The sequence below is a fragment of the Pantoea sp. Ap-967 genome (assembly GCF_011752565.1).
Classification (GTDB): Bacteria; Pseudomonadota; Gammaproteobacteria; order Pseudomonadales; family Pseudomonadaceae; genus Aquipseudomonas.
The window spans coordinates 155,641-173,463 of record NZ_VWXK01000006.1 but is presented as its reverse complement, the minus strand read 5'-3'; the positions used below and the strand labels follow the sequence as shown (position 1 = coordinate 173,463).

22 protein-coding genes are annotated in these 17,823 nt (G+C 63.8%); 11 read left to right on the top strand and 11 right to left on the bottom strand.

Annotation, left to right across the window (positions count from 1 at the left end):
- Positions 1-6 precede the first annotated feature (6 nt).
- Positions 7-858 (top strand): carbon-nitrogen hydrolase family protein, encoded by an 852-nt coding sequence (locus F3J45_RS09035; RefSeq protein ID WP_167060552.1) that lies wholly within the window; start codon positions 7-9, stop codon positions 856-858.
- A 2-nt stretch (positions 859-860) separates the two neighbouring features.
- The gene (tldD, locus tag F3J45_RS09030; RefSeq protein WP_167060549.1) at positions 861-2,300 is read left to right on the top strand and encodes a metalloprotease TldD; all 1,440 of its coding nucleotides are present in this window, start codon (positions 861-863) and stop codon (positions 2,298-2,300) included.
- A 116-nt stretch (positions 2,301-2,416) separates the two neighbouring features.
- Here tldD and yjgA read toward each other — a convergent pair whose 3' ends face one another.
- Positions 2,417-2,935 carry a ribosome biogenesis factor YjgA gene (yjgA, locus tag F3J45_RS09025; RefSeq protein WP_167060546.1) on the bottom strand — a complete coding sequence of 173 codons (519 nt, stop codon included), beginning with the start codon at positions 2,933-2,935 and terminating at the stop codon, positions 2,417-2,419.
- Positions 2,936-3,044: 109 nt separating this feature from the next.
- Here yjgA and pmbA point away from each other — a divergent pair, with 109 nt between their 5' ends.
- From pmbA to F3J45_RS30305, 6 genes are all read left to right on the top strand, one after another.
- Positions 3,045-4,391 carry a metalloprotease PmbA gene (gene pmbA, locus F3J45_RS09020; protein WP_167060543.1) on the top strand — a complete coding sequence of 449 codons (1,347 nt, stop codon included), beginning with the start codon at positions 3,045-3,047 and terminating at the stop codon, positions 4,389-4,391.
- Positions 4,392-4,593: 202 nt separating this feature from the next.
- On the top strand, positions 4,594-4,986 hold the full coding sequence (locus F3J45_RS09015; RefSeq protein ID WP_205300017.1) for a hypothetical protein: 393 nt from the start codon (positions 4,594-4,596) through the stop codon (positions 4,984-4,986).
- Entirely contained in the window at positions 4,979-6,355 is a 1,377-nt protein-coding gene (locus F3J45_RS09010) for a lyase family protein (protein WP_167060537.1), read from the top strand. The genes F3J45_RS09015 and F3J45_RS09010 overlap by 8 nt, the downstream gene beginning before the upstream one ends.
- A gap of 30 nt (positions 6,356-6,385) precedes the next feature.
- Positions 6,386-6,847 (top strand): hypothetical protein, encoded by a 462-nt coding sequence (locus F3J45_RS09005; protein WP_167060534.1) that lies wholly within the window; start codon positions 6,386-6,388, stop codon positions 6,845-6,847.
- A gap of 1 nt (position 6,848) precedes the next feature.
- Positions 6,849-7,460 (top strand): superoxide dismutase, encoded by a 612-nt coding sequence (locus F3J45_RS09000; protein WP_167060531.1) that lies wholly within the window; start codon positions 6,849-6,851, stop codon positions 7,458-7,460.
- Positions 7,457-8,365, top strand: coding sequence for a ZIP family metal transporter (locus tag F3J45_RS30305; RefSeq protein ID WP_205300449.1), 909 nt, complete (start codon positions 7,457-7,459; stop codon positions 8,363-8,365). The genes F3J45_RS09000 and F3J45_RS30305 overlap by 4 nt, the downstream gene beginning before the upstream one ends.
- A gap of 90 nt (positions 8,366-8,455) precedes the next feature.
- Here the strand turns inward: F3J45_RS30305 and F3J45_RS08990 are convergent, their stop codons facing one another.
- The 10 genes from F3J45_RS08990 to F3J45_RS08945 all read right to left on the bottom strand — a co-directional run bounded on the left by F3J45_RS08990 (position 8,456) and on the right by F3J45_RS08945 (position 15,475).
- On the bottom strand, positions 8,456-8,728 hold the full coding sequence (locus F3J45_RS08990; RefSeq protein WP_167060528.1) for an HPr family phosphocarrier protein: 273 nt from the start codon (positions 8,726-8,728) through the stop codon (positions 8,456-8,458).
- A gap of 20 nt (positions 8,729-8,748) precedes the next feature.
- Positions 8,749-9,603 (bottom strand): RNase adapter RapZ, encoded by an 855-nt coding sequence (gene rapZ / locus F3J45_RS08985; RefSeq protein ID WP_167060525.1) that lies wholly within the window; start codon positions 9,601-9,603, stop codon positions 8,749-8,751.
- 2 nt (positions 9,604-9,605) lie between these two features.
- On the bottom strand, positions 9,606-10,070 hold the full coding sequence (gene ptsN / locus F3J45_RS08980; RefSeq protein WP_167060522.1) for a PTS IIA-like nitrogen regulatory protein PtsN: 465 nt from the start codon (positions 10,068-10,070) through the stop codon (positions 9,606-9,608).
- Between the two features lie 12 nt (positions 10,071-10,082).
- Positions 10,083-10,391 carry a ribosome hibernation-promoting factor, HPF/YfiA family gene (hpf, locus tag F3J45_RS08975; protein ID WP_003255135.1) on the bottom strand — a complete coding sequence of 103 codons (309 nt, stop codon included), beginning with the start codon at positions 10,389-10,391 and terminating at the stop codon, positions 10,083-10,085.
- Positions 10,392-10,469: 78 nt separating this feature from the next.
- The gene (locus F3J45_RS08970; RefSeq protein ID WP_167060519.1) at positions 10,470-11,963 is read right to left on the bottom strand and encodes an RNA polymerase factor sigma-54; all 1,494 of its coding nucleotides are present in this window, start codon (positions 11,961-11,963) and stop codon (positions 10,470-10,472) included.
- Between the two features lie 175 nt (positions 11,964-12,138).
- Positions 12,139-12,864 carry an LPS export ABC transporter ATP-binding protein gene (gene lptB, locus F3J45_RS08965; RefSeq protein WP_167060517.1) on the bottom strand — a complete coding sequence of 242 codons (726 nt, stop codon included), beginning with the start codon at positions 12,862-12,864 and terminating at the stop codon, positions 12,139-12,141.
- The gene (gene lptA / locus F3J45_RS08960; protein WP_060511296.1) at positions 12,865-13,392 is read right to left on the bottom strand and encodes a lipopolysaccharide transport periplasmic protein LptA; all 528 of its coding nucleotides are present in this window, start codon (positions 13,390-13,392) and stop codon (positions 12,865-12,867) included.
- Positions 13,379-13,951, bottom strand: a complete 573-nt coding sequence (lptC, locus tag F3J45_RS08955) for an LPS export ABC transporter periplasmic protein LptC (RefSeq protein WP_167060514.1) — start codon at positions 13,949-13,951, stop codon at positions 13,379-13,381. The genes lptA and lptC overlap by 14 nt, the downstream gene beginning before the upstream one ends.
- An 8-nt stretch (positions 13,952-13,959) precedes the next feature.
- Positions 13,960-14,484 carry an HAD family hydrolase gene (locus F3J45_RS08950; protein WP_167060511.1) on the bottom strand — a complete coding sequence of 175 codons (525 nt, stop codon included), beginning with the start codon at positions 14,482-14,484 and terminating at the stop codon, positions 13,960-13,962.
- Between the two features lie 16 nt (positions 14,485-14,500).
- Positions 14,501-15,475, bottom strand: a complete 975-nt coding sequence (locus F3J45_RS08945) for an SIS domain-containing protein (protein WP_167060508.1) — start codon at positions 15,473-15,475, stop codon at positions 14,501-14,503.
- A gap of 247 nt (positions 15,476-15,722) precedes the next feature.
- On the opposite strand from F3J45_RS08945, the gene F3J45_RS08940 reads away from it, so the two are divergent.
- From F3J45_RS08940 to mlaD, 3 genes are read left to right on the top strand one after another with little or no spacing between them, the layout of a single operon-like run.
- Positions 15,723-16,532, top strand: coding sequence for an ATP-binding cassette domain-containing protein (locus F3J45_RS08940; RefSeq protein ID WP_043213285.1), 810 nt, complete (start codon positions 15,723-15,725; stop codon positions 16,530-16,532).
- Complete coding sequence (gene mlaE, locus F3J45_RS08935; protein WP_167060505.1) at positions 16,532-17,329, top strand: lipid asymmetry maintenance ABC transporter permease subunit MlaE; 798 nt, start codon at positions 16,532-16,534, stop codon at positions 17,327-17,329. The genes F3J45_RS08940 and mlaE overlap by 1 nt, the downstream gene beginning before the upstream one ends.
- Entirely contained in the window at positions 17,329-17,814 is a 486-nt protein-coding gene (mlaD, locus tag F3J45_RS08930) for an outer membrane lipid asymmetry maintenance protein MlaD (protein ID WP_167060502.1), read from the top strand. The genes mlaE and mlaD overlap by 1 nt, the downstream gene beginning before the upstream one ends.
- Positions 17,815-17,823: the final 9 nt, after the last annotated feature.

Sequence of the window (17,823 nt, the reverse complement as noted above, 5' to 3'; positions counted from 1 at the left end):
GTGCCCATGAAGGCAGCGGTCATCCAGATGGTCAGCCAGGACGATGTGCTGGGCAACCTGCAGCGTGCTGGCGCCCTGCTCGAACAGGCGGCACTGGGTGGCGCGCGGCTGGCGGTGCTGCCGGAGAACTTCGCGGCCATGGGGCGCAAGGACGCGGCGCTGATCGGCCGCGCCGAGGCCCTGGGTGAAGGGCCGATCCTGCCGTGGTTGAAACGCACGGCCCGCGACCTCAGATTATGGATAGTCGCCGGGACATTGCCGCTGCCGCCCCAGGGCCAGCCATACGCCAAGGCCCATGCCTGTTCGTTGTTGATCGACGACCAGGGTGAGCAGGTGGCGCGCTACGACAAGCTGCACCTGTTCGACGTGGACGTTGCCGACAACCGAGGCCGCTATCGTGAGTCCGACGACTATGCCCACGGTGGGCAGGTGGTGGTGGCCGACACGCCGGTAGGGCGCTTGGGGTTGAGCGTGTGCTACGACCTGCGCTTTCCCGAGTTGTACAGCGCGCTGCGCAGTGCCGGCGCGGAACTGATCACGGCCCCGGCCGCCTTCACCGCGGTGACGGGGGCGGCGCACTGGGAAGTGCTGGTTCGCGCGCGGGCCATTGAAACCCAGTGCTATGTGTTGGCTGCCGCCCAGGGCGGAACCCACCCTGGCCCACGGGAAACCCACGGCCATGCGGCGATCGTCGACCCTTGGGGGCGCATCGTCGCCGAACAGGCGCACGGTGAAGCGGTATTGCTTGCCGAGCGCGACATTGATGAACAGGCGTCCATTCGGGCGCGCATGCCGGTCACCTCGCACCGGCGCTTTTTCTCGCAGGACGCCTTGCGGCCTGCGCACACCTCGGAGTGACTATGAGCCAGATGTTATCCACCGTCAGCGAACAGCTCCTGGCCCCGGGCGGACTGACCCTGGACAGCCTGCAGGCTGTGCTGGGCGAGTTGGCGGGCCCCGGTATCGACGCCGCCGACCTGTATTTCCAGGGCCAGATTTCGGAAACCTGGGCGCTGGAGGACGGCATTGTCAAAGAGGGTAGCTTCAACCTCGACCAGGGCGTGGGCGTGCGCGCCCAGTCCGGTGAAAAGACCGGCTTCGCCTACAGCAACGCCATCAACCTCGAAGCGCTGACCTCGGCGGCGCGTGCCGCCCGTTCGATTTCCCGTGCCGGGCAGAATGGCAAGGTGCAGGCCTTCCGCAGCCAGGACGTGACCGCACTGTATGCGCCGGACAACCCGCTGGACGTGCTGAGCCGCGCCGAGAAGGTCGAACTGCTCAAGCGTGTCGACGCCGCCACCCGCGCCCTCGACCCGCGCATCCAGCAGGTCAGCGTGAGCATGGCCGGGGTTTGGGAGCGCATCCTGATCGCCGCCGCCGACGGCAGCCTGGCGGCTGACGTGCGCCCGCTGGTGCGCTTCAACGTCAGTGTCATCGTCGAACAGAACGGCCGCCGCGAGCGCGGCGGGCAGGGCGGGGGCGGGCGCACCGACTACCGCTTCTTCACCGAAGAGCGGGTCATGGGCTATGCCCGTGAAGCCTTGCGCCAGGCGCTGGTGAACCTTGAGGCGGTCCCGGCGCCGGCAGGCACCTTGCCGGTGGTACTGGGCTCTGGTTGGTCCGGTGTGCTGCTGCACGAGGCGGTGGGCCATGGCCTTGAAGGCGACTTCAACCGCAAGGGCAGCTCGGCGTTCAGTGGGCGCATTGGTGAGAAGGTCGCGTCTAGCCTGTGCACCATCGTCGACGACGGCACCTTGGAAGGCCGCCGTGGTTCGTTGAGCGTCGACGACGAAGGTACGCCGACCGAATGCACCACGCTGATCGAAAACGGCATCCTCAAGGGCTACATGCAGGACAAGCTCAACGCACGCCTGATGGGCATGGCGGTCACCGGCAACGGGCGCCGCGAATCCTACGCGCACCTGCCCATGCCGCGCATGACCAACACCTACATGCGCGCAGGCGAAAGCGACCCGCAGGAAATCATTGCCTCGGTGAAGAAGGGCATCTACTGCGCCAACCTGGGCGGTGGGCAGGTGGACATCACCAGCGGCAAGTTCGTCTTCTCGACCAGCGAAGCCTACCTGATCGAAGACGGCAAGATCACCGCACCGGTGAAGGGCGCGACCCTGATCGGTAACGGCCCGGAGGCCATGAGCCGGGTGTCGATGGTCGGCAATGACCTGGCACTGGACAGTGGCGTGGGTACGTGCGGCAAGGATGGGCAGTCGGTGCCGGTGGGCGTCGGCCAGCCAACCTTGAAACTGGATGCGATCACCGTAGGCGGAACCGGCGCCTGATGGCTACCGGGGCCTTTGTAGAGGCGGGCTTGCACCGCGTCGCCTGCTTCGCGGCGGTTCGACGCCTCGACAAGCCCGCTCCCACAGGGGATCGCCTACAGAGCCCCGGGGCAGTATCAGCGCAGGCCGCGCTGCATGTCGTCGAGGTCGCGGATGTACTTGAACACCTTGCGCGCAGCGGCAGGCGGCTTGTTCCGCGCTTTTTCATGCTGGGCGTGACGGATCAGCGAGCGCAGTTGCTGGCGATCGGTGTCGGGGTAGTCGTTGACGAACCGCTCCAGGTCTTCGTCGTTACCGTCGATCAGGCGGTCGCGCCAGCGCTCCAGGTTATGGAAGCGCTCGTTGTACTGGCGGCTGGAGCTGTCGATCTGCTCCAGCACGGCGTGAATGGCATCCAGGTCCTGGTCGCGCATCAGCTTGCCGACGAACGACATGTGGCGTTTGCGTGCGCCGTGGGCGGTGTGTTTGCTGGCGTCGGCCAGGGCCTTGCGCAGCTCGTCGGTGAGCGGCAGGCGTGCCAGGGTATCGGCCTTGACCGTGGTCAGGCGCTCGCCGAGTTCGACCAGCGCATGCAGCTCGCGCTTGATCTGGGTTTTGCTTTTTTCGCCGTCGAAGGCGTCGTATGAATCAACCATGGTGGCAGTCCGCTAGAAATCGTCGCCATGATAACCAGTCGGGGGCCGCTTGTCCGGCCCGGTCGCTGAATGACCCTCAGCCGAACGCAGAATTTGAGTGGAGAAAACCATGAGTGCAGTCCAGAGCGTAGGCCCCAAGGACCTGCCGGCGTTGCAGGAGCAGGTCGAGGCGATCATCGCAGAGGCCCGCAAGCAAGGCGCCAGTGCCTGCGAGGTGGCAGTGTCGCTGGAGCAGGGCCTGTCCACCACGGTGCGCCAGCGCGAGGTCGAAACGGTCGAGTTCAACCGTGACCAGGGCTTTGGCATCACCCTCTATGTCGGCCAGCGCAAAGGCTCGGCCAGCACCTCGGCCAGTGGCCCTGACGCTATCCGCGAAACCGTGGCCGCAGCATTGGCCATTGCCAAGCACACCTCCGAAGACGAATGCTCCGGCCTGGCCGATGCCGCCCTGATGGCCCGTGACATCCCGGACCTGGACCTGTATCACGACTGGGACATCGAGCCGGAAAGGGCCATCGAGATGGCGCTGGCCTGCGAAGCGGCGGCGTTCGATGCCGACAAGCGCATCCTCAATGCCGATGGCACCACCCTCAACACCCACCAGGGCTGCCGTGTGTATGGCAACAGCCATGGCTTCATCGGTGGCTACGCCTCGACCCGGCACAGCCTGAGCTGCGTGATGATCGCCGAAGGCGACGGGCAGATGCAGCGCGACTACTGGTACGACGTGAATCGCCAGGGCCAGTTACTGGCCGACCCGCGCAGCATCGGTGTGCGCGCTGCCCAGCGTGCTGCCAGCCGCCTGGGCGCGCGGCCAGTGCCGACGTGTGAGGTGCCAGTGCTGTTTTCGGCCGAGCTGGCCGGTGGCCTGTTCGGTAGCTTCCTGTCGGCGATTTCCGGCGGCAACCTGTACCGCAAATCGTCGTTCCTCGACGGCGCCATTGGCCAGCGCCTGTTCCCCAGCTGGCTGACCCTCGACGAGCGCCCGCATATCCCGCGTGCGCTGGGCAGCGCCGCGTTCGACGGTGATGGCCTGGCGACCTACGCCAAACCGTTCGTCGACAAGGGTGAGTTGGTGTCCTACCTGCTGGGCACCTATTCCGGGCGCAAGCTGAGCCTGCCGAGCACGGCCAATGCCGGGGGCGTACATAACTTGTATGTCACCCATGGCGTCGAGGACCAGGCGGCGTTGATCCGGCGCATGGGCCGCGGCTTGCTGGTGACCGAACTGATGGGGCACGGGTTGAACATGGTGACCGGCGATTATTCGCGCGGCGCGGCAGGTTTCTGGGTCGAGAACGGCGAGATTCAACACGCCGTGCAGGAAGTGACTATCGCCGGCAATATGAAGGACATGTTCCAGCAGATCGTGGCGATTGGCAGTGATCTTGAAACCCGTAGCAATATTCACACAGGCTCGGTGCTGATCGAGCGCATGACGGTGGCGGGTAGCTGATCGGTTGCCTGTTCGGGCCTCTTCGCGGGGCAAGCCCGCTCCTAACAGGCGGGCTTGACCCGCGAAGAGGCCCATGCAAATACTGCATGAACCCCAACCCGGCCATCGCGCCGGGTTTTTTCTTTGCATTCGCCCACTTGAAGTGATTACGTTTATCACTTAATAATGAATATCATTATCCAGTAACTCGGCGATGATGTTCATGAAACCCGTCCTGCGCGAACTGCCCTACCTGGAAAACTGGCGCTGGCTCAGCCGGCGCATTCGTTGCGCCCTCGAACCTGACGAGCCGCGCCTGATCGAGCACTACCTGGCCGAAGGCCGCTACCTGGTGTGCTGCACCGAAACCTCGCCATGGACCGTGGCCCTGACGTCCTTCCGCCTGCTGCTGGATACCGCCTGCGACCGCATGCTGCCGTGGCACTGGCGGTGCTTGTGCCTGGACCAGGCCTGGCGGCCATTGCTCGACCTGCGCAACCTCGACCGCCGCGAACAGAACCAGCGCTGGCAGCCCTACGCCCTGCAGTTGGCCAACTGCCAACTGCTGCCGTCGATTTCCCCCGATGAACTGATGCAAGGATTTGATGATGAGTGATACCCGTATCGAGCGTGACAGCATGGGCGAACTGCAGGTGCCGGCCCAGGCCCTGTACGGTGCCCAGACCCAGCGCGCGGTCGACAATTTCCCGATCAGCGGCCAGCGCATGCCGGCCCAGTTCATCCGCGCCCTGCTGCTGGCCAAGGCCGCCGCTGCCAAGGCCAACGTCGAGCTGGAGCAGCTGACGGCAGGGCAGGGCCAGGCCATCGTCAAGGCGGTGGAGCAACTGCTGGCCGAGGATTTCATCCAGCACTTCCCGGTGGATGTCTACCAGACCGGCTCCGGCACCAGTTCGAACATGAACGCCAACGAGGTCATCGCTACCCTGGCCAGCCGCGTGCTCGGTGAGCCGGTCAACGCCAACGACCACGTCAACTGCGGGCAGAGCAGCAACGACATCATCCCGACCACCATCCATGTCAGCGCCGCCCTGGCCCTGCACGAACAACTGCTGCCGGCCCTGGGCCACCTGGTGCAGGTGATCGAGGCCAAGTCGGCGCAGGTGCACCAGTACGTCAAGACCGGCCGTACCCACCTGATGGACGCCATGCCAGTGCGCATGAGCCAGGTGCTCGATGGCTGGGCTGCACAGGTCAACGCGGCCAAGGCTCACATCGAAGCCACCTTGCCAAGCCTGCAGGCGCTGGCCCAGGGCGGTACTGCGGTGGGTACTGGCATCAACGCCCACCCACAGTTCGCTGCAGGCTTTGCCCGCCAGCTCAGCGGCCTGACCCAGGTCGAGTTCACCCCCGGCAGGAACCTGTTCGCCCTGATCGGCTCCCAGGACACCGCCGTGGCGCTGTCCGGCCAGCTCAAGACCACCGCCGTGGCGCTGATGAAGATCGCCAACGACCTGCGCTGGATGAACTCGGGGCCCTTGGCCGGGCTGGGTGAAATCGAGCTGCAAGGCCTGCAGCCTGGCTCCTCGATCATGCCGGGCAAGGTCAACCCGGTGATCCCGGAGGCCACTGCCATGGTCGCCGCCCAGGTCATCGGCAACGACGCGACCATCGCCGTGGCCGGCCAGTCGGGCAACTTCGAGCTGAACGTGATGCTGCCGGTGATCGCCCGCAACCTGCTGGAAAGCATCGAGCTGATGGCCAATGCCAGCCGCCTGTTGGCCGACAAGGCCATCGCTACCTTCAAGGTCAACGAAGGCAAGCTCAAGGAAGCCCTGGCGCGCAACCCGATCCTGGTCACCGCATTGAACCCGATCATCGGCTACCTGAAAGCCGCCGAGATCGCCAAGACCGCCTACAAGCAGGGCCGGCCGATCATCGATGTGGCACTGGAGCACACCGACCTGTCGCGTGACCAGCTCCAAGCGCTGCTGGACCCGGAAAAACTCACCGCCGGCGGCATCTGATCCGCGCCAGCGCTCAGGAGAACACACGTCATGCAGCACTGGAAACGCACCACCGACACTGCCAACCGCCTGTTCGAACAAGGTGAGTGGGTCGACGCCCGGGAGCACTACCTGCAAGCCCTGGCCCTGGCCCAGGTGCTCTTCGAGCGCTGGCATGACGTTGATGAGGCGGTGGCCGCGTTGGTCATCTCCCACCACAACCTGGCCGACCTGCACCTGCGGCTGAACCAGCCGCACGAGAGCGCCGACTACCTGTGCTCGGCGCACCAGCGCCTGCTCCAGGCCAGCCAGGAGGCGCGCCTGCCGCAAGCGCTGCGTGACGCTGCCCTGCGCCACAGCAGCCGTACCTACACCGAATTGCTGAGTTTCATCGCCGAGTACGGCCAGTACCCGCGTACCGAGCGCCTGCTCAACCGCCAGGGCGCCGAGGCCAGCGAACTCGCTGCACAGCCGGACTCGCCACCCAGAACCCAAGCCTACGGAATCCACTGACATGCCACATACCTTGCCTGCACTGACCTACGCCTACGATGCCCTGGAGCCGCACATCGATGCGCAAACCATGGAAATCCACCACACCAAGCACCACCAGACCTACGTCAATGGCCTGAATGCGGCCATCGAGGGCACCGAATGGGCCGATTGGCCGGTGGAAAAGCTGGTGGGCGCGGTCAAGCAGCTGCCAGAAAACCTGCGCGGCGCAGTCACCAACCACGGCGGCGGCCATGCCAACCACAGCCTGTTCTGGACTGTCATGTCGCCCAAGGGCGGTGGCCTGCCACAAGGTGAACTGGCCAAGGCCATCGATGCCCAGCTGGGTGGTTTCGAGGCCTTCAAGGACGCCTTCACCAAGGCCGCGCTGACGCGCTTCGGCAGCGGCTGGGCCTGGCTCAGCGTGACCCCGCAGAAAACCCTGGTGGTGGAGAGCAGCGGTAACCAGGACAGCCCATTGATGCACGGCAACACGCCGATCCTGGGCCTGGACGTGTGGGAGCACGCCTACTACCTGAAGTACCAGAACCGTCGCCCGGAATACATCGGTGCCTTCTACAACGTGATCGACTGGGCGCATGTGGATCAGCGCTACCACGAAGCCCTGAAGTGAGCCTTGCCGGTATGCGTTCCGAGGTGATGTCTGTCAGCAGTGTGCGCTTGTTCCGGCTGGCAATGGGTACCTTGCTGTTACTGGCCGGCACTGCGCTGCTGCTGGCGCGTGGCATCGCCTGGCTGGACCTTGAACCGCGCATGTTGCGTGCCCTTGAGGGCGGTGCATTGTGCGCGCTGGGTACGGCGTTGGGCGCAGTACCGGTGCTGGTGATTCGCAACATGCCGGTGGCCCTGGCCGACACCCTGTTGGGTTTCGGCGCGGGAGTCATGCTGGCGGCAACGGCCTTTTCCCTGATTATTCCTGGGCTCAATGCGGCCCAGGCGATCGGTTTCAGCCAATGGGGCGCCGGCGGCTTGATCAGCTTCGGCCTGCTGTTCGGGGCGTTGTGCCTGTTCTTGGTCGACCTCAAGGTATCCGGCGCCTCGCCAGAGGCCTTGGTTGGCAGCGAGAACCAGCCGGTGATCGCGGCGCGCATCTGGCTGTTCGTGATCGCCATCATCGCCCACAACATTCCCGAAGGCATGGCCATTGGCGTTTCTGCCGGTGGCGGCATGCCTGATGCTGACAGCCTGGCGATGGGCATTGCCTTGCAGGATGTGCCCGAGGGCCTGGTGATTGCGCTGGTGCTGGCGGGGGCGGGCATGCCGCGGTTCAATGCGTTCCTGATCGGCGCAGCGTCCGGCCTGGTCGAACCGCTGGCCGCCGTGGTGTGTGCGTGGCTGGTGAACGTTGCCGAACTCTTGCTGCCACTGGGGCTGGCTTGTGCGGCGGGGGCGATGTTGCTGGTGGTGACCCAGGAGATCATTCCCGAGTCGCGCAGCAACGGCCATCACCGCCTGGCCAGCTTGGGGCTGTGCATCGGCTTTTGCCTGATGATGGTGATGGACACAGCGATGTCCTGACGGGACGCATCGCGAGCTCTGCTCGCTCCTACAGGATACACACAGGCCTGGTAGGAGCGAGCGCAGCTCGCGATGCGCCGCTTGCGGCGCTTATTCGCCTTCGTCGAAGTAGTTGTTGATCAGAGCCACCAAGGCTTCCAGGGCGTCGTTGTCCTGTTCGCCCTCGGTAAACAGGTGCACCTGGGTGCCCTTGCCGGCGGCCAGCATCATCACCGCCATGATGCTCTTGCCGTCCACCAGCTTGTCGGGTGCGCGGCCGACGCGAACCTGGCAGGGAAACTTGCCGGCCACGCCAACGAACTTGGCTGCCGCCCGGGCATGCAGCCCCAACTTGTTGATGATGGTGATTTCGCGGGCGGGCATGGTGGGGTGGATCCTGTGGGCTAGAGGTCGCGGTGACGGACCTGGACGTTTTTCAGAGACTGTTGCAACAGCTGGCCGAGGCGTTCGGTGATGTACACCGAGCGGTGGTGGCCGCCAGTGCAGCCAATGGCGATGGTGACATAGGCGCGGTTGCTGGCGGCAAAGCGCGGCAACCATTTCAGCAGGTAGCTGGAGATATCATTGAACATCTCCTCGACATCCGGCTGGGCCGCCAGGTAGTCGATGACCGGCTGCTCCAGGCCCGAATGCTCGCGCAATTCCGGCTTCCAGTAGGGGTTGGGCAGGCAGCGAACGTCGAACACCAGGTCGGCATCGACCGGCATGCCGCGCTTGAAGCCGAACGACTCGACCAGGAACGCGGTGCCAGGCTCGGGCTGGTTCAGCAGGCGCAGCTTGATCGAGTCGCGCAGCTGGTACAGGTTGAGGTTGGTGGTGTCGATCTTCAGGTCGGCAAGGTCGGCGATCGGCCCCAGCAGTTCGGTTTCTACCCGGATGGCCTCGGCCAGCGAGCGGTCGGCGTTGGTCAGCGGGTGGCGCCGGCGGGTTTCCGAGAAGCGCTTGAGCAGGGTGTCCTCGTCGGCATCGAGGTACAGCACATCACACTGGATATGACGGGCACGGGCTTCCTCCAGCAGCTCGGGGAAGCGCGACAGATGGCTGGGCAGGTTGCGCGCATCGATGCTGACCGCCACCTTCGGCTGCAGCAGCTCGGTGTTGATCAGCGCATTTTCCGCCAACTGCGGCAGCAGCCCGGCCGGCAGGTTGTCGATGACGTAGTAGCCGTTGTCTTCCAGTACATCGAGGGCCGTGCTCTTGCCGGAGCCGGACCGGCCGCTGACGATGATCAGGCGCATGTTCAGTGCTCGTTCTGGGCGTCCAGGACAACCTGGTACAGGGACTCGCTGCTGACGGCGGCACGCAGGCGATCGCGAACCTCCTTGCGATCGAGCATGCTGGCAATCTGGCGCAGCAGTTCAAGGTGCGCATCGGTGGCCGCTTCCGGCACCAGCAGCACGAACAGCAGGTCGACCGGGGCGCCGTCGATGGCGTCGTAGTCGATCGGTGCATCCAGGTGCAGCAGGGCACTCACCGGTGCGGCGCAGCCTTCGAGCCGGCAGTGGGGAATGGCAATGCCATTGCCAAAGCCGGTGGAGCCGAGCTTTTCGCGGGCGATGAGTTTTTCGAAGACGTCTTGCATCGCAAGCTCGGGCACTTGCTCGGCAATCAGGGTAGCGACCTTTTCCAGGGCGCGCTTCTTGCTGCCGCCCGGCACGTTCACCAGGGAACGGCCGGGGGTCAGGATGGTTTCAAGTCGGATCATGGGTGAGAGGGATCAGCGGGCGGCTGCGCCTTGCAGCAAGCTTTGCTGTTTTTCCTTGTGTTTTTTCAGTTGGCGGTCGAGCTTGTCGGCCAAGGCGTCGATCGCTGCATACATGTCTTCGTGTTCGGCGTTGGCAACCACTTCACCGCCGGGAATCTGCAGGGTCGCTTCGACCTTCTGCTGCAGCTTCTCAACTTTCATGATGACCTGCACGTTGGTGATCTTGTCGAAGTGACTTTCCACGCGGGCGAGCTTTTCAAGCACGTAATCGCGCAGTGGCTGGGTGACTTCTACATGCTGTCCACTGATATTGACTTGCATACAGCTTCTCCTTTGTTGCCCGTGCATAAAGAGGCAGGTGTTGCACCTGCCCCGCAAACGCTGTGGCACATCCAGGGGCTACATCAGTCGCTTGCGCTCGCTCGACGGTGCGATGCCGAGGGACTCGCGGTACTTGGCGACGGTGCGACGGGCTACCTGGATGCCTTGTGCCTCCAGTAAACCAGCGATCTTGCTGTCACTCAATGGCTTTTTCTGATTTTCCGCCGCAACCAGTTTCTTGATGATCGCGCGGATCGCCGTGGACGAGCATTCTCCGCCTTCGGCGGTGCTGACGTGGCTTGAGAAAAAGTATTTCAGTTCGTAGATGCCACGCGGGGTGTGCATGTATTTCTGCGTGGTGACCCGGGAAATGGTCGACTCGTGCATGCCCACCGCTTCGGCGATGTCGTGCAGCACCAGCGGCTTCATGGCCTCGTCGCCGTGGTCGAGGAAACCGCGCTGGTGCTCGACGATCTGCGTGGCCACCTTCATCAGGGTTTCGTTGCGGCTTTGCAGGCTCTTGATGAACCAGCGCGCCTCCTGCAGCTGGTTGCGCATGAAGGTGTTGTCGGCGCTGGTATCGGCGCGGCGCACGAAACCTGCGTACTGCGGGTTGACCCGCAGGCGCGGAATGGCTTCCTGGTTCAGCTCGACCAGCCAGCGCTCGCTGTCCTTGCGCACGATCACGTCGGGCACCACGTATTCCGGCTCGCTCGACTCGATTTGCGAACCCGGGCGCGGGTTCAAGCTCTGCACCAGCTCGATGACCTGGCGCAGCTCGTCTTCCTTGAGCTTCATGCGGCGCATCAGCTGGCTGTAGTCGCGGCTGCCGAGCAGGTCGATGAAATCGGTGACCAGGCGCTGGGCCTCGGTCATCCATGGCGTGTTTGCGGGCAGTTGGCGCAGTTGCAGCAGCAGGCATTCGCCCAGGCTGCGCGCGCCGACGCCGGCTGGCTCGAACTGCTGGATGCGGTGCAGCACGGCCTCGACCTCGTCGAGCTCGATGTCCAGCTCGGGGTCGAAACCTGCGCAGATTTCTTCGAGGGTGTCTTCCAGGTAGCCCTGGCCGTTGATGCTGTCGATCAGGGTAACGGCGATCAGGCGATCGGTGTCGGACATCGGCGCCAGGTTCAACTGCCACAGCAGGTGGCTTTGCAGGCTTTCGCCGGCCGATGTGCGGGTGGTGAAGTCCCACTCGTCGTCATCGTTGCTCGGCAGGCTGCTGGCGCTGGTCTGGTAGATGTCTTCCCAGGCCGTGTCGACCGGCAGCTCGTTGGGAATGCGCTCGCTCCACTCGCCCTCTTCGAGGTTTTCGGCACTGGCAGTGCTTTCCTGGAAGCTGGTGTCCTGAACTTCGGCGGCCGGTTTGTTCTCGGCGTTGTCGGCCATCGGGTCGCTGTTGTCGAAGTCGTCGCCGTCTTCCTGACGTTCGAGCATCGGGTTGGACTCCAGCGCTTCCTGGATTTCCTGTTGAAGGTCCAGGGTCGACAACTGGAGGAGGCGAATGGCCTGTTGCAACTGAGGGGTCATCGTCAGTTGCTGGCCCATTTTTAGGACGAGCGATGGTTTCATGGCAGGGGCTTAATACCTTGTTCGCCGGCGCGCATGCGCCATCCACTACACGAGGGCGCCGCGGCGCCAAATTCAAGCAAGTTTTATGCCTCAAATTGTAGCGTTTGCCTAGAGCACGGTAACAACTTAAGCCCCCATCGGGCGGGATTACCAGTGCTCCGGGCGCGTCCCGGGGTCAGAGTCGGAACTCGTGGCCCAGGTAGACCTCCTTGACCAATTCGTTGGCCAGAATGGTCTGGGCATCGCCTTCGGCGATCAGTTGGCCGTCGTTGACGATATAGGCGGTTTCGCAGATATCCAGGGTTTCACGCACGTTGTGGTCGGTGATCAGCACCCCGATGCCCTTGGCCTTGAGGTGGTGGATGATCTGCTTGATGTCGCCCACGGAAATCGGGTCGACGCCAGCAAAGGGTTCGTCCAGCAGGATGAACTTCGGTGCAGTGGCCAGGGCGCGGGCGATCTCGACGCGGCGGCGTTCGCCACCGGAAAGGCTCATGCCCAGGTTGTCGCGGATGTGGCTGATGTGGAATTCCTGCAGCAGGCTTTCCAGCTCCTTGCGCCGGCCGTCACGGTCGAGGTCCTTGCGGGTTTCGAGGATGGCCATGATGTTGTCGGCCACCGACAGCTTGCGGAAAATCGATGCTTCCTGCGGCAAGTAGCCGATGCCTGCGCGGGCGCGGCCGTGCATGGGCTGGTGGCTGACGTCGAGGTTGTCGATCAGGACGCGGCCCTGGTCGGCCTGGACCAGGCCCACGATCATGTAGAAGCAGGTGGTCTTGCCGGCGCCGTTGGGGCCGAGCAGGCCAACGATCTGGCCACTGTCGATCGACAGGCTGACGTCGCGCACGACCTGTCGCTTCTTGTAGCTCTTGGCCAGGTGCTGGGCTTTGAGGGTTGCCATTTACTCGGCCTTCTTCTTCGGCTGGATCACCATGTCGATGCGCTGACGTGGCTGGGTCACGTTGCCACCACGACCGGCGGTCGCAACCTGGGTCTTGGTGTTGTAGACGATCTTCTCGCCTTCGGTGGTGTTGCCTTCGTTCTCGACCTTGGCGCGGTCGGTGAGGATCACGGTGTCCTTCTGCGCCTGGTACTGGATGGTCACCGCCCAGCCCTTCATCTTGTCGGGCTTGGCAGCGGTTTGCTGCTGCTCGAAGTAGGCCAGGTTGCCCACCGAGGTCACCACGTCGATGTCGCCATTGGCGGCACGGGTCATGGTCACGGTGTTGCCTTTGATCATCATGGAGCCCTGGGTGATGATCACGTCGCCGGTGTAGGTCGCCACGCCTTGCTTGTCGTCCAGGTGCGCGTTGTCGGCCTGGATGCGGATCGGCTGGTCACGGTCGTTCGGCAGGGCGAAGGCGCTCGCGCTTCCCAGTGCTGCTGCGCTCAGGCTGAGCAAAAGGGGGAGGGTTTTAACGAGCCTCATACTGTCCTCTTACGTTAGAGAGCAAGTCCATCTTGCTTTCTTTCAAATACGCTTTCATTCCTGTGCCCGTAGTCGTGCCACCGGCGCCGTCGATTCTAACGGGTTGGTCGGTCTGCGCATATTGCTTCTGCGGGAACACGGTCATGCGCGAACTGGTAATGATGGTGTCACGTTTCTTTTCGTCGGTGCGGGCCACCCGAACGTTGTCGATCAACTCGACCTGGGTGCCGTCCGGGTTGACCTCGGCGCGCACGCTCTGCACGTGCCAGGGGTACTCGGTGCCGCGGTACATGTGCAGGTCGGGCGTGGTCAGCAGGGTGACCTCGGTGGCCTTGACGTGCTCGACCTTGTCGGCGGTCATTTCATACTGCAGCTTGCCGTCTGGCAGGAACTGCACGCTGTGCGCATTGATCGCGTAGTAGTCGATGGCGCTTTCGTCGACCTGGGCCACGGGCTGGTCGAGGAAGCTCTCCGGGCTGACATTCCAGTAGCCGATTGCCACCAGCAGGGCGGCGGTCGCCGCGAGCAGCGCAATATTGCGGGCTTTCTTGCTGAACATGGGCAGCCTTACAGGTAGTTGGCGTTGGCAGCGTCCAGGGTGCCCTGGGCCTGCATGATCAGTTCGCAGAACTCGCGCGCCGCCCCCTCGCCGCCGCGTGCCTGGGTCACGCCGTGGGCGTGCTGGCGAACGAACGGCGCGGCGTTGGCCACCGCGATGCCCAGGCCTACCCGGCGGATCACCGGCAGGTCGGGCAGGTCGTCGCCCAGGTAGGCGACTTGCTCATAGCTTAGGCCCAGTTCGGCAAGCAAGCCGTCGAGAACCACCAATTTGTCTTCGCGGCCCTGGAACAGGTGCGGGATTCCGAGGTTCTTCGCCCGGCGCTCGACCACCGGGGTCTTGCGCCCGCTGATGATCGCCGTGGTCACGCCCGAGGCCATGAGCATCTTGATGCCCTGGCCGTCGAGGGTGTTGAAGGTCTTGAATTCGCTGCCGTCTTCAAGGAAGTACAGGCGGCCGTCGGTGAGCACGCCGTCGACATCGAAGACGGCGAGCTTGATGGCCTTGCCGCGTTGCATCAGGTCCTGGGTCATCTTTAAGGCTCTCTTGTTACATCACGCCGGCGCGCAGCAGGTCATGCATGTTCAGGGCGCCGGTGGGGCGGTCGTGCTTGTCGACGACCACCAGGGCGCTGATCTTGTGGTCTTCCATGATTTTCAGGGCCTCGGCGGCGAGCATGTCGGCGCGGGCGGTCTTGCCGTGTACGGTCATCACCTGGTCGATCAGGGTGGTGTGCACGTCGATGTTGCGGTCCAGGCTGCGGCGCAGGTCGCCGTCGGTGAAGATCCCGGCCAGGGTGCCGTCGGCTTCCATGACAACGGTCATGCCCAAACCTTTGCGAGACATTTCCAGCAGGGCGTCCTTGAGCAGGGTGCCGCGCTGCACTTGCGGCAGTTCGTCGCCGGCGTGCATCACGTTTTCCACCTTCAGCAGCAGGCGACGGCCCAAGGCACCGCCGGGGTGCGAGAAGGCGAAATCTTCGGCGGTGAAACCGCGTGCTTCAAGCAGGGCGATGGCCAGGGCGTCACCCAGCACCAGCGCCGCGGTGGTGGAGGAGGTGGGCGCCAGGTTCAGCGGGCAGGCTTCCTGGCTAACGCTGGCGTCGAGGTTGACCTCAGCGGCCTGGGCCAGGGGCGAGTCCGGGTTGCCGGTCAGGCTGACCAACTGGATGCCCAGGCGCTTGATCAGCGGCAGCAAGGTAACGATTTCAGCGGTGCTGCCGGAGTTGGACAGGGCCAGGATGACGTCGTCACGGGTGATCATGCCCATGTCGCCGTGGCTGGCCTCGGCCGGATGCACGAAGAATGCCGGCGTGCCGGTGCTGGCCAGGGTGGCGGCGATCTTGTTGCCGATGTGCCCGGACTTGCCCATGCCAACCACCACGACCCGGCCCTTGCTGGCCAGGATCAGTTCGCAGGCCTTGACGAAATTGGCGTCGAGACGGGCCACCAGGCCTTCTACGGCCTCGAGTTCCAGGCGCAAGGTACGCTGGGCGGATTGGATCAGCTCGCTGGATTGGCTCATGTCGAAAAGCAATGCCTGATTAAAAGGCGGCGATTATAGCTGCAATGGAAGAAAGCCTCACCCTTTCGATTGCCTCATCAATTGCCATCAAAGCCTGTCATTGGCCTGAACGACTCGTTCCATGGCCTTGGGGCGGGGCTGTCAGCGGTGCTATAGTTCGCCGCTATTCAGCCTGCCAGGGGTACGTGTGCCTTCCATGAGGGGGCCGGCGTCCATGAGTGCGAGGCTGCACTAGCAAGGAGTCTAGATGAGTGTGGATAGCGCCTACGCGGTCGAGTTGAAGGGAGTGACCTTCAAGCGCGGTTCGCGCAGCATTTTCAGCAATGTCGACATCCGCATCCCGCGGGGCAAGGTCACCGGCATCATGGGGCCTTCGGGGTGTGGCAAGACCACGCTGCTACGCCTGATGGGCGCGCAGCTGCGGCCGTCGAGCGGTGAGGTGTGGGTGGCCGGGCAGAACCTGCCGAGCCTGTCGCGCAGCGACCTGTTCGACGCCCGCAAGCAAATGGGCGTGCTGTTCCAGAGCGGCGCGCTGTTCACCGACCTCGATGTGTTCGAGAACGTCGCGTTCCCGCTGCGCGTGCATACCCAGCTGTCGGACGAGATGATCCGTGACATCGTGTTGATGAAGCTGCAGGCCGTGGGCCTGCGCGGTGCCATCGACCTGATGCCCGACGAGCTCTCCGGCGGCATGAAGCGCCGGGTGGCGCTGGCCCGGGCGATTGCCCTGGACCCGCAGATCCTGATGTACGACGAGCCGTTCGTCGGCCAGGACCCGATCGCCATGGGCGTTCTGGTGCGCCTGATCCGCCTGCTCAACGATGCCCTGGGCATCACCAGCATCGTGGTGTCCCATGACCTGGCGGAAACCGCCAGCATCGCCGACTACATCTACGTCGTGGGCGATGGCCAGGTGCTGGGCCAGGGCACTCCGGACGAGCTGATGGGCTCGGACAATCCGCGGATTCGCCAGTTCATGAAGGGCGACCCGGACGGCCCGGTACCGTTCCATTTTCCCGCGCCTGACTACCGCGCCGATTTGCTGGGAGCGCGTTGATGCGCAGAAAATCCATTCTCGAACGTATTCGCCTGTTCGGCCGCTCGGCGATCGACGTGCTGGCGGTGCTGGGGCGTTCCTGCCTGTTCCTGTTCCATGCCCTGGCAGGGCGTGGCGGCATCGGTGGCGGCTTCCAGCTGCTGACCAAGCAGCTGTATTCGGTGGGCGTGCTGTCGCTGGCGATCATCGTCGTGTCCGGCGTGTTCATCGGCATGGTGCTGGCCCTGCAGGGCTACAGCATCCTGACCAAGTACGGCTCCGAGCAGGCCGTGGGGCAGATGGTCGCCCTGACCCTGCTGCGCGAACTGGGCCCGGTGGTGACCGCGCTGTTGTTCGCCGGCCGCGCCGGTTCCGCGCTGACGGCCGAAATCGGCAACATGAAATCCACCGAGCAGCTGTCGAGCCTGGAAATGATCGGCGTCGACCCGCTCAAGTACATCGTCGCGCCGCGCCTGTGGGCGGGCTTCATCTCGCTGCCGCTGCTGGCGCTGATCTTCAGCGTGGTCGGCATCTGGGGCGGTTCGTGGGTCGCGGTCGACTGGCTGGGCGTCTACGAAGGCTCGTTCTGGGCCAACATGCAGAACAGCGTTTCCTTTACCGACGACGTGCTCAACGGGCTGCTCAAGAGCCTGGTGTTCGCCTTCGTCACGACCTGGATCGCCGTATTCCAGGGGTATGACTGCGAGCCCACCTCAGAAGGGATCAGCCGTGCCACCACCAAGACCGTGGTTTATGCCTCGTTGGCAGTACTGGGTCTGGACTTTATTCTGACCGCCTTGATGTTTGGAGATTTCTGATGCAAAACCGCACCCTGGAAATCGGTGTCGGCCTGTTCCTTCTGGCCGGGATCCTGGCGTTGCTGCTGCTGGCCCTGCGTGTCAGCGGCCTGTCGGCCAGCCCGAGCAGCGATACCTATAAAGTTTACGCCTACTTCGACAATATCGCCGGTTTGACGGTCAGAGCTAAAGTGACCATGGCCGGTGTCACCATCGGCAAGGTTACCGCCATCGATCTGGACCGTGATTCCTACACCGGTCGGGTGACCCTGCAGCTGGACAAGTCGGTGAACAACCTGCCGACCGACTCCACTGCCTCGATCCTGACCGCCGGTTTGCTTGGCGAGAAATACATCGGCATCAGCGTGGGCGGCGAGGAAGACGTGCTCAAGGATGGCTCGACCATCCATGACACCCAGTCGGCACTGGTGCTGGAAGATCTGATTGGCAAGTTCCTGCTCAACACCGTTGGCAAGGAACCCAAAGAAGCGCAACCGGCTAAATAAGGAGTTTCC

Coding starts and splice junctions, on each gene's coding strand:
- ptsN (WP_167060522.1), bottom strand. CDS start 10,070: ATGATCCGACTTGAAACCATCCTGACCCCCGGCCGTTCCCTGGTGAAC.
- pmbA (WP_167060543.1), top strand. CDS start 3,045: ATGAGTGCAGTCCAGAGCGTAGGCCCCAAGGACCTGCCGGCGTTGCAG.
- F3J45_RS09035 (WP_167060552.1), top strand. CDS start 7: ATGAAGGCAGCGGTCATCCAGATGGTCAGCCAGGACGATGTGCTGGGC.
- F3J45_RS09005 (WP_167060534.1), top strand. CDS start 6,386: ATGCAGCACTGGAAACGCACCACCGACACTGCCAACCGCCTGTTCGAA.
- F3J45_RS08950 (WP_167060511.1), bottom strand. CDS start 14,484: ATGACCCAGGACCTGATGCAACGCGGCAAGGCCATCAAGCTCGCCGTC.
- F3J45_RS08990 (WP_167060528.1), bottom strand. CDS start 8,728: ATGCCCGCCCGCGAAATCACCATCATCAACAAGTTGGGGCTGCATGCC.
- F3J45_RS08970 (WP_167060519.1), bottom strand. CDS start 11,963: ATGAAACCATCGCTCGTCCTAAAAATGGGCCAGCAACTGACGATGACC.
- rapZ (WP_167060525.1), bottom strand. CDS start 9,603: ATGCGCCTGATCATCGTCAGCGGCCGGTCCGGCTCCGGCAAGAGCACG.
- F3J45_RS08940 (WP_043213285.1), top strand. CDS start 15,723: ATGAGTGTGGATAGCGCCTACGCGGTCGAGTTGAAGGGAGTGACCTTC.
- mlaE (WP_167060505.1), top strand. CDS start 16,532: ATGCGCAGAAAATCCATTCTCGAACGTATTCGCCTGTTCGGCCGCTCG.
- F3J45_RS09015 (WP_205300017.1), top strand. CDS start 4,594: ATGAAACCCGTCCTGCGCGAACTGCCCTACCTGGAAAACTGGCGCTGG.
- F3J45_RS08945 (WP_167060508.1), bottom strand. CDS start 15,475: ATGAGCCAATCCAGCGAGCTGATCCAATCCGCCCAGCGTACCTTGCGC.
- lptA (WP_060511296.1), bottom strand. CDS start 13,392: ATGAGGCTCGTTAAAACCCTCCCCCTTTTGCTCAGCCTGAGCGCAGCA.
- yjgA (WP_167060546.1), bottom strand. CDS start 2,935: ATGGTTGATTCATACGACGCCTTCGACGGCGAAAAAAGCAAAACCCAG.
- mlaD (WP_167060502.1), top strand. CDS start 17,329: ATGCAAAACCGCACCCTGGAAATCGGTGTCGGCCTGTTCCTTCTGGCC.
- F3J45_RS09000 (WP_167060531.1), top strand. CDS start 6,849: ATGCCACATACCTTGCCTGCACTGACCTACGCCTACGATGCCCTGGAG.
- lptC (WP_167060514.1), bottom strand. CDS start 13,951: ATGTTCAGCAAGAAAGCCCGCAATATTGCGCTGCTCGCGGCGACCGCC.
- F3J45_RS09010 (WP_167060537.1), top strand. CDS start 4,979: ATGAGTGATACCCGTATCGAGCGTGACAGCATGGGCGAACTGCAGGTG.
- tldD (WP_167060549.1), top strand. CDS start 861: ATGAGCCAGATGTTATCCACCGTCAGCGAACAGCTCCTGGCCCCGGGC.
- lptB (WP_167060517.1), bottom strand. CDS start 12,864: ATGGCAACCCTCAAAGCCCAGCACCTGGCCAAGAGCTACAAGAAGCGA.
- hpf (WP_003255135.1), bottom strand. CDS start 10,391: ATGCAAGTCAATATCAGTGGACAGCATGTAGAAGTCACCCAGCCACTG.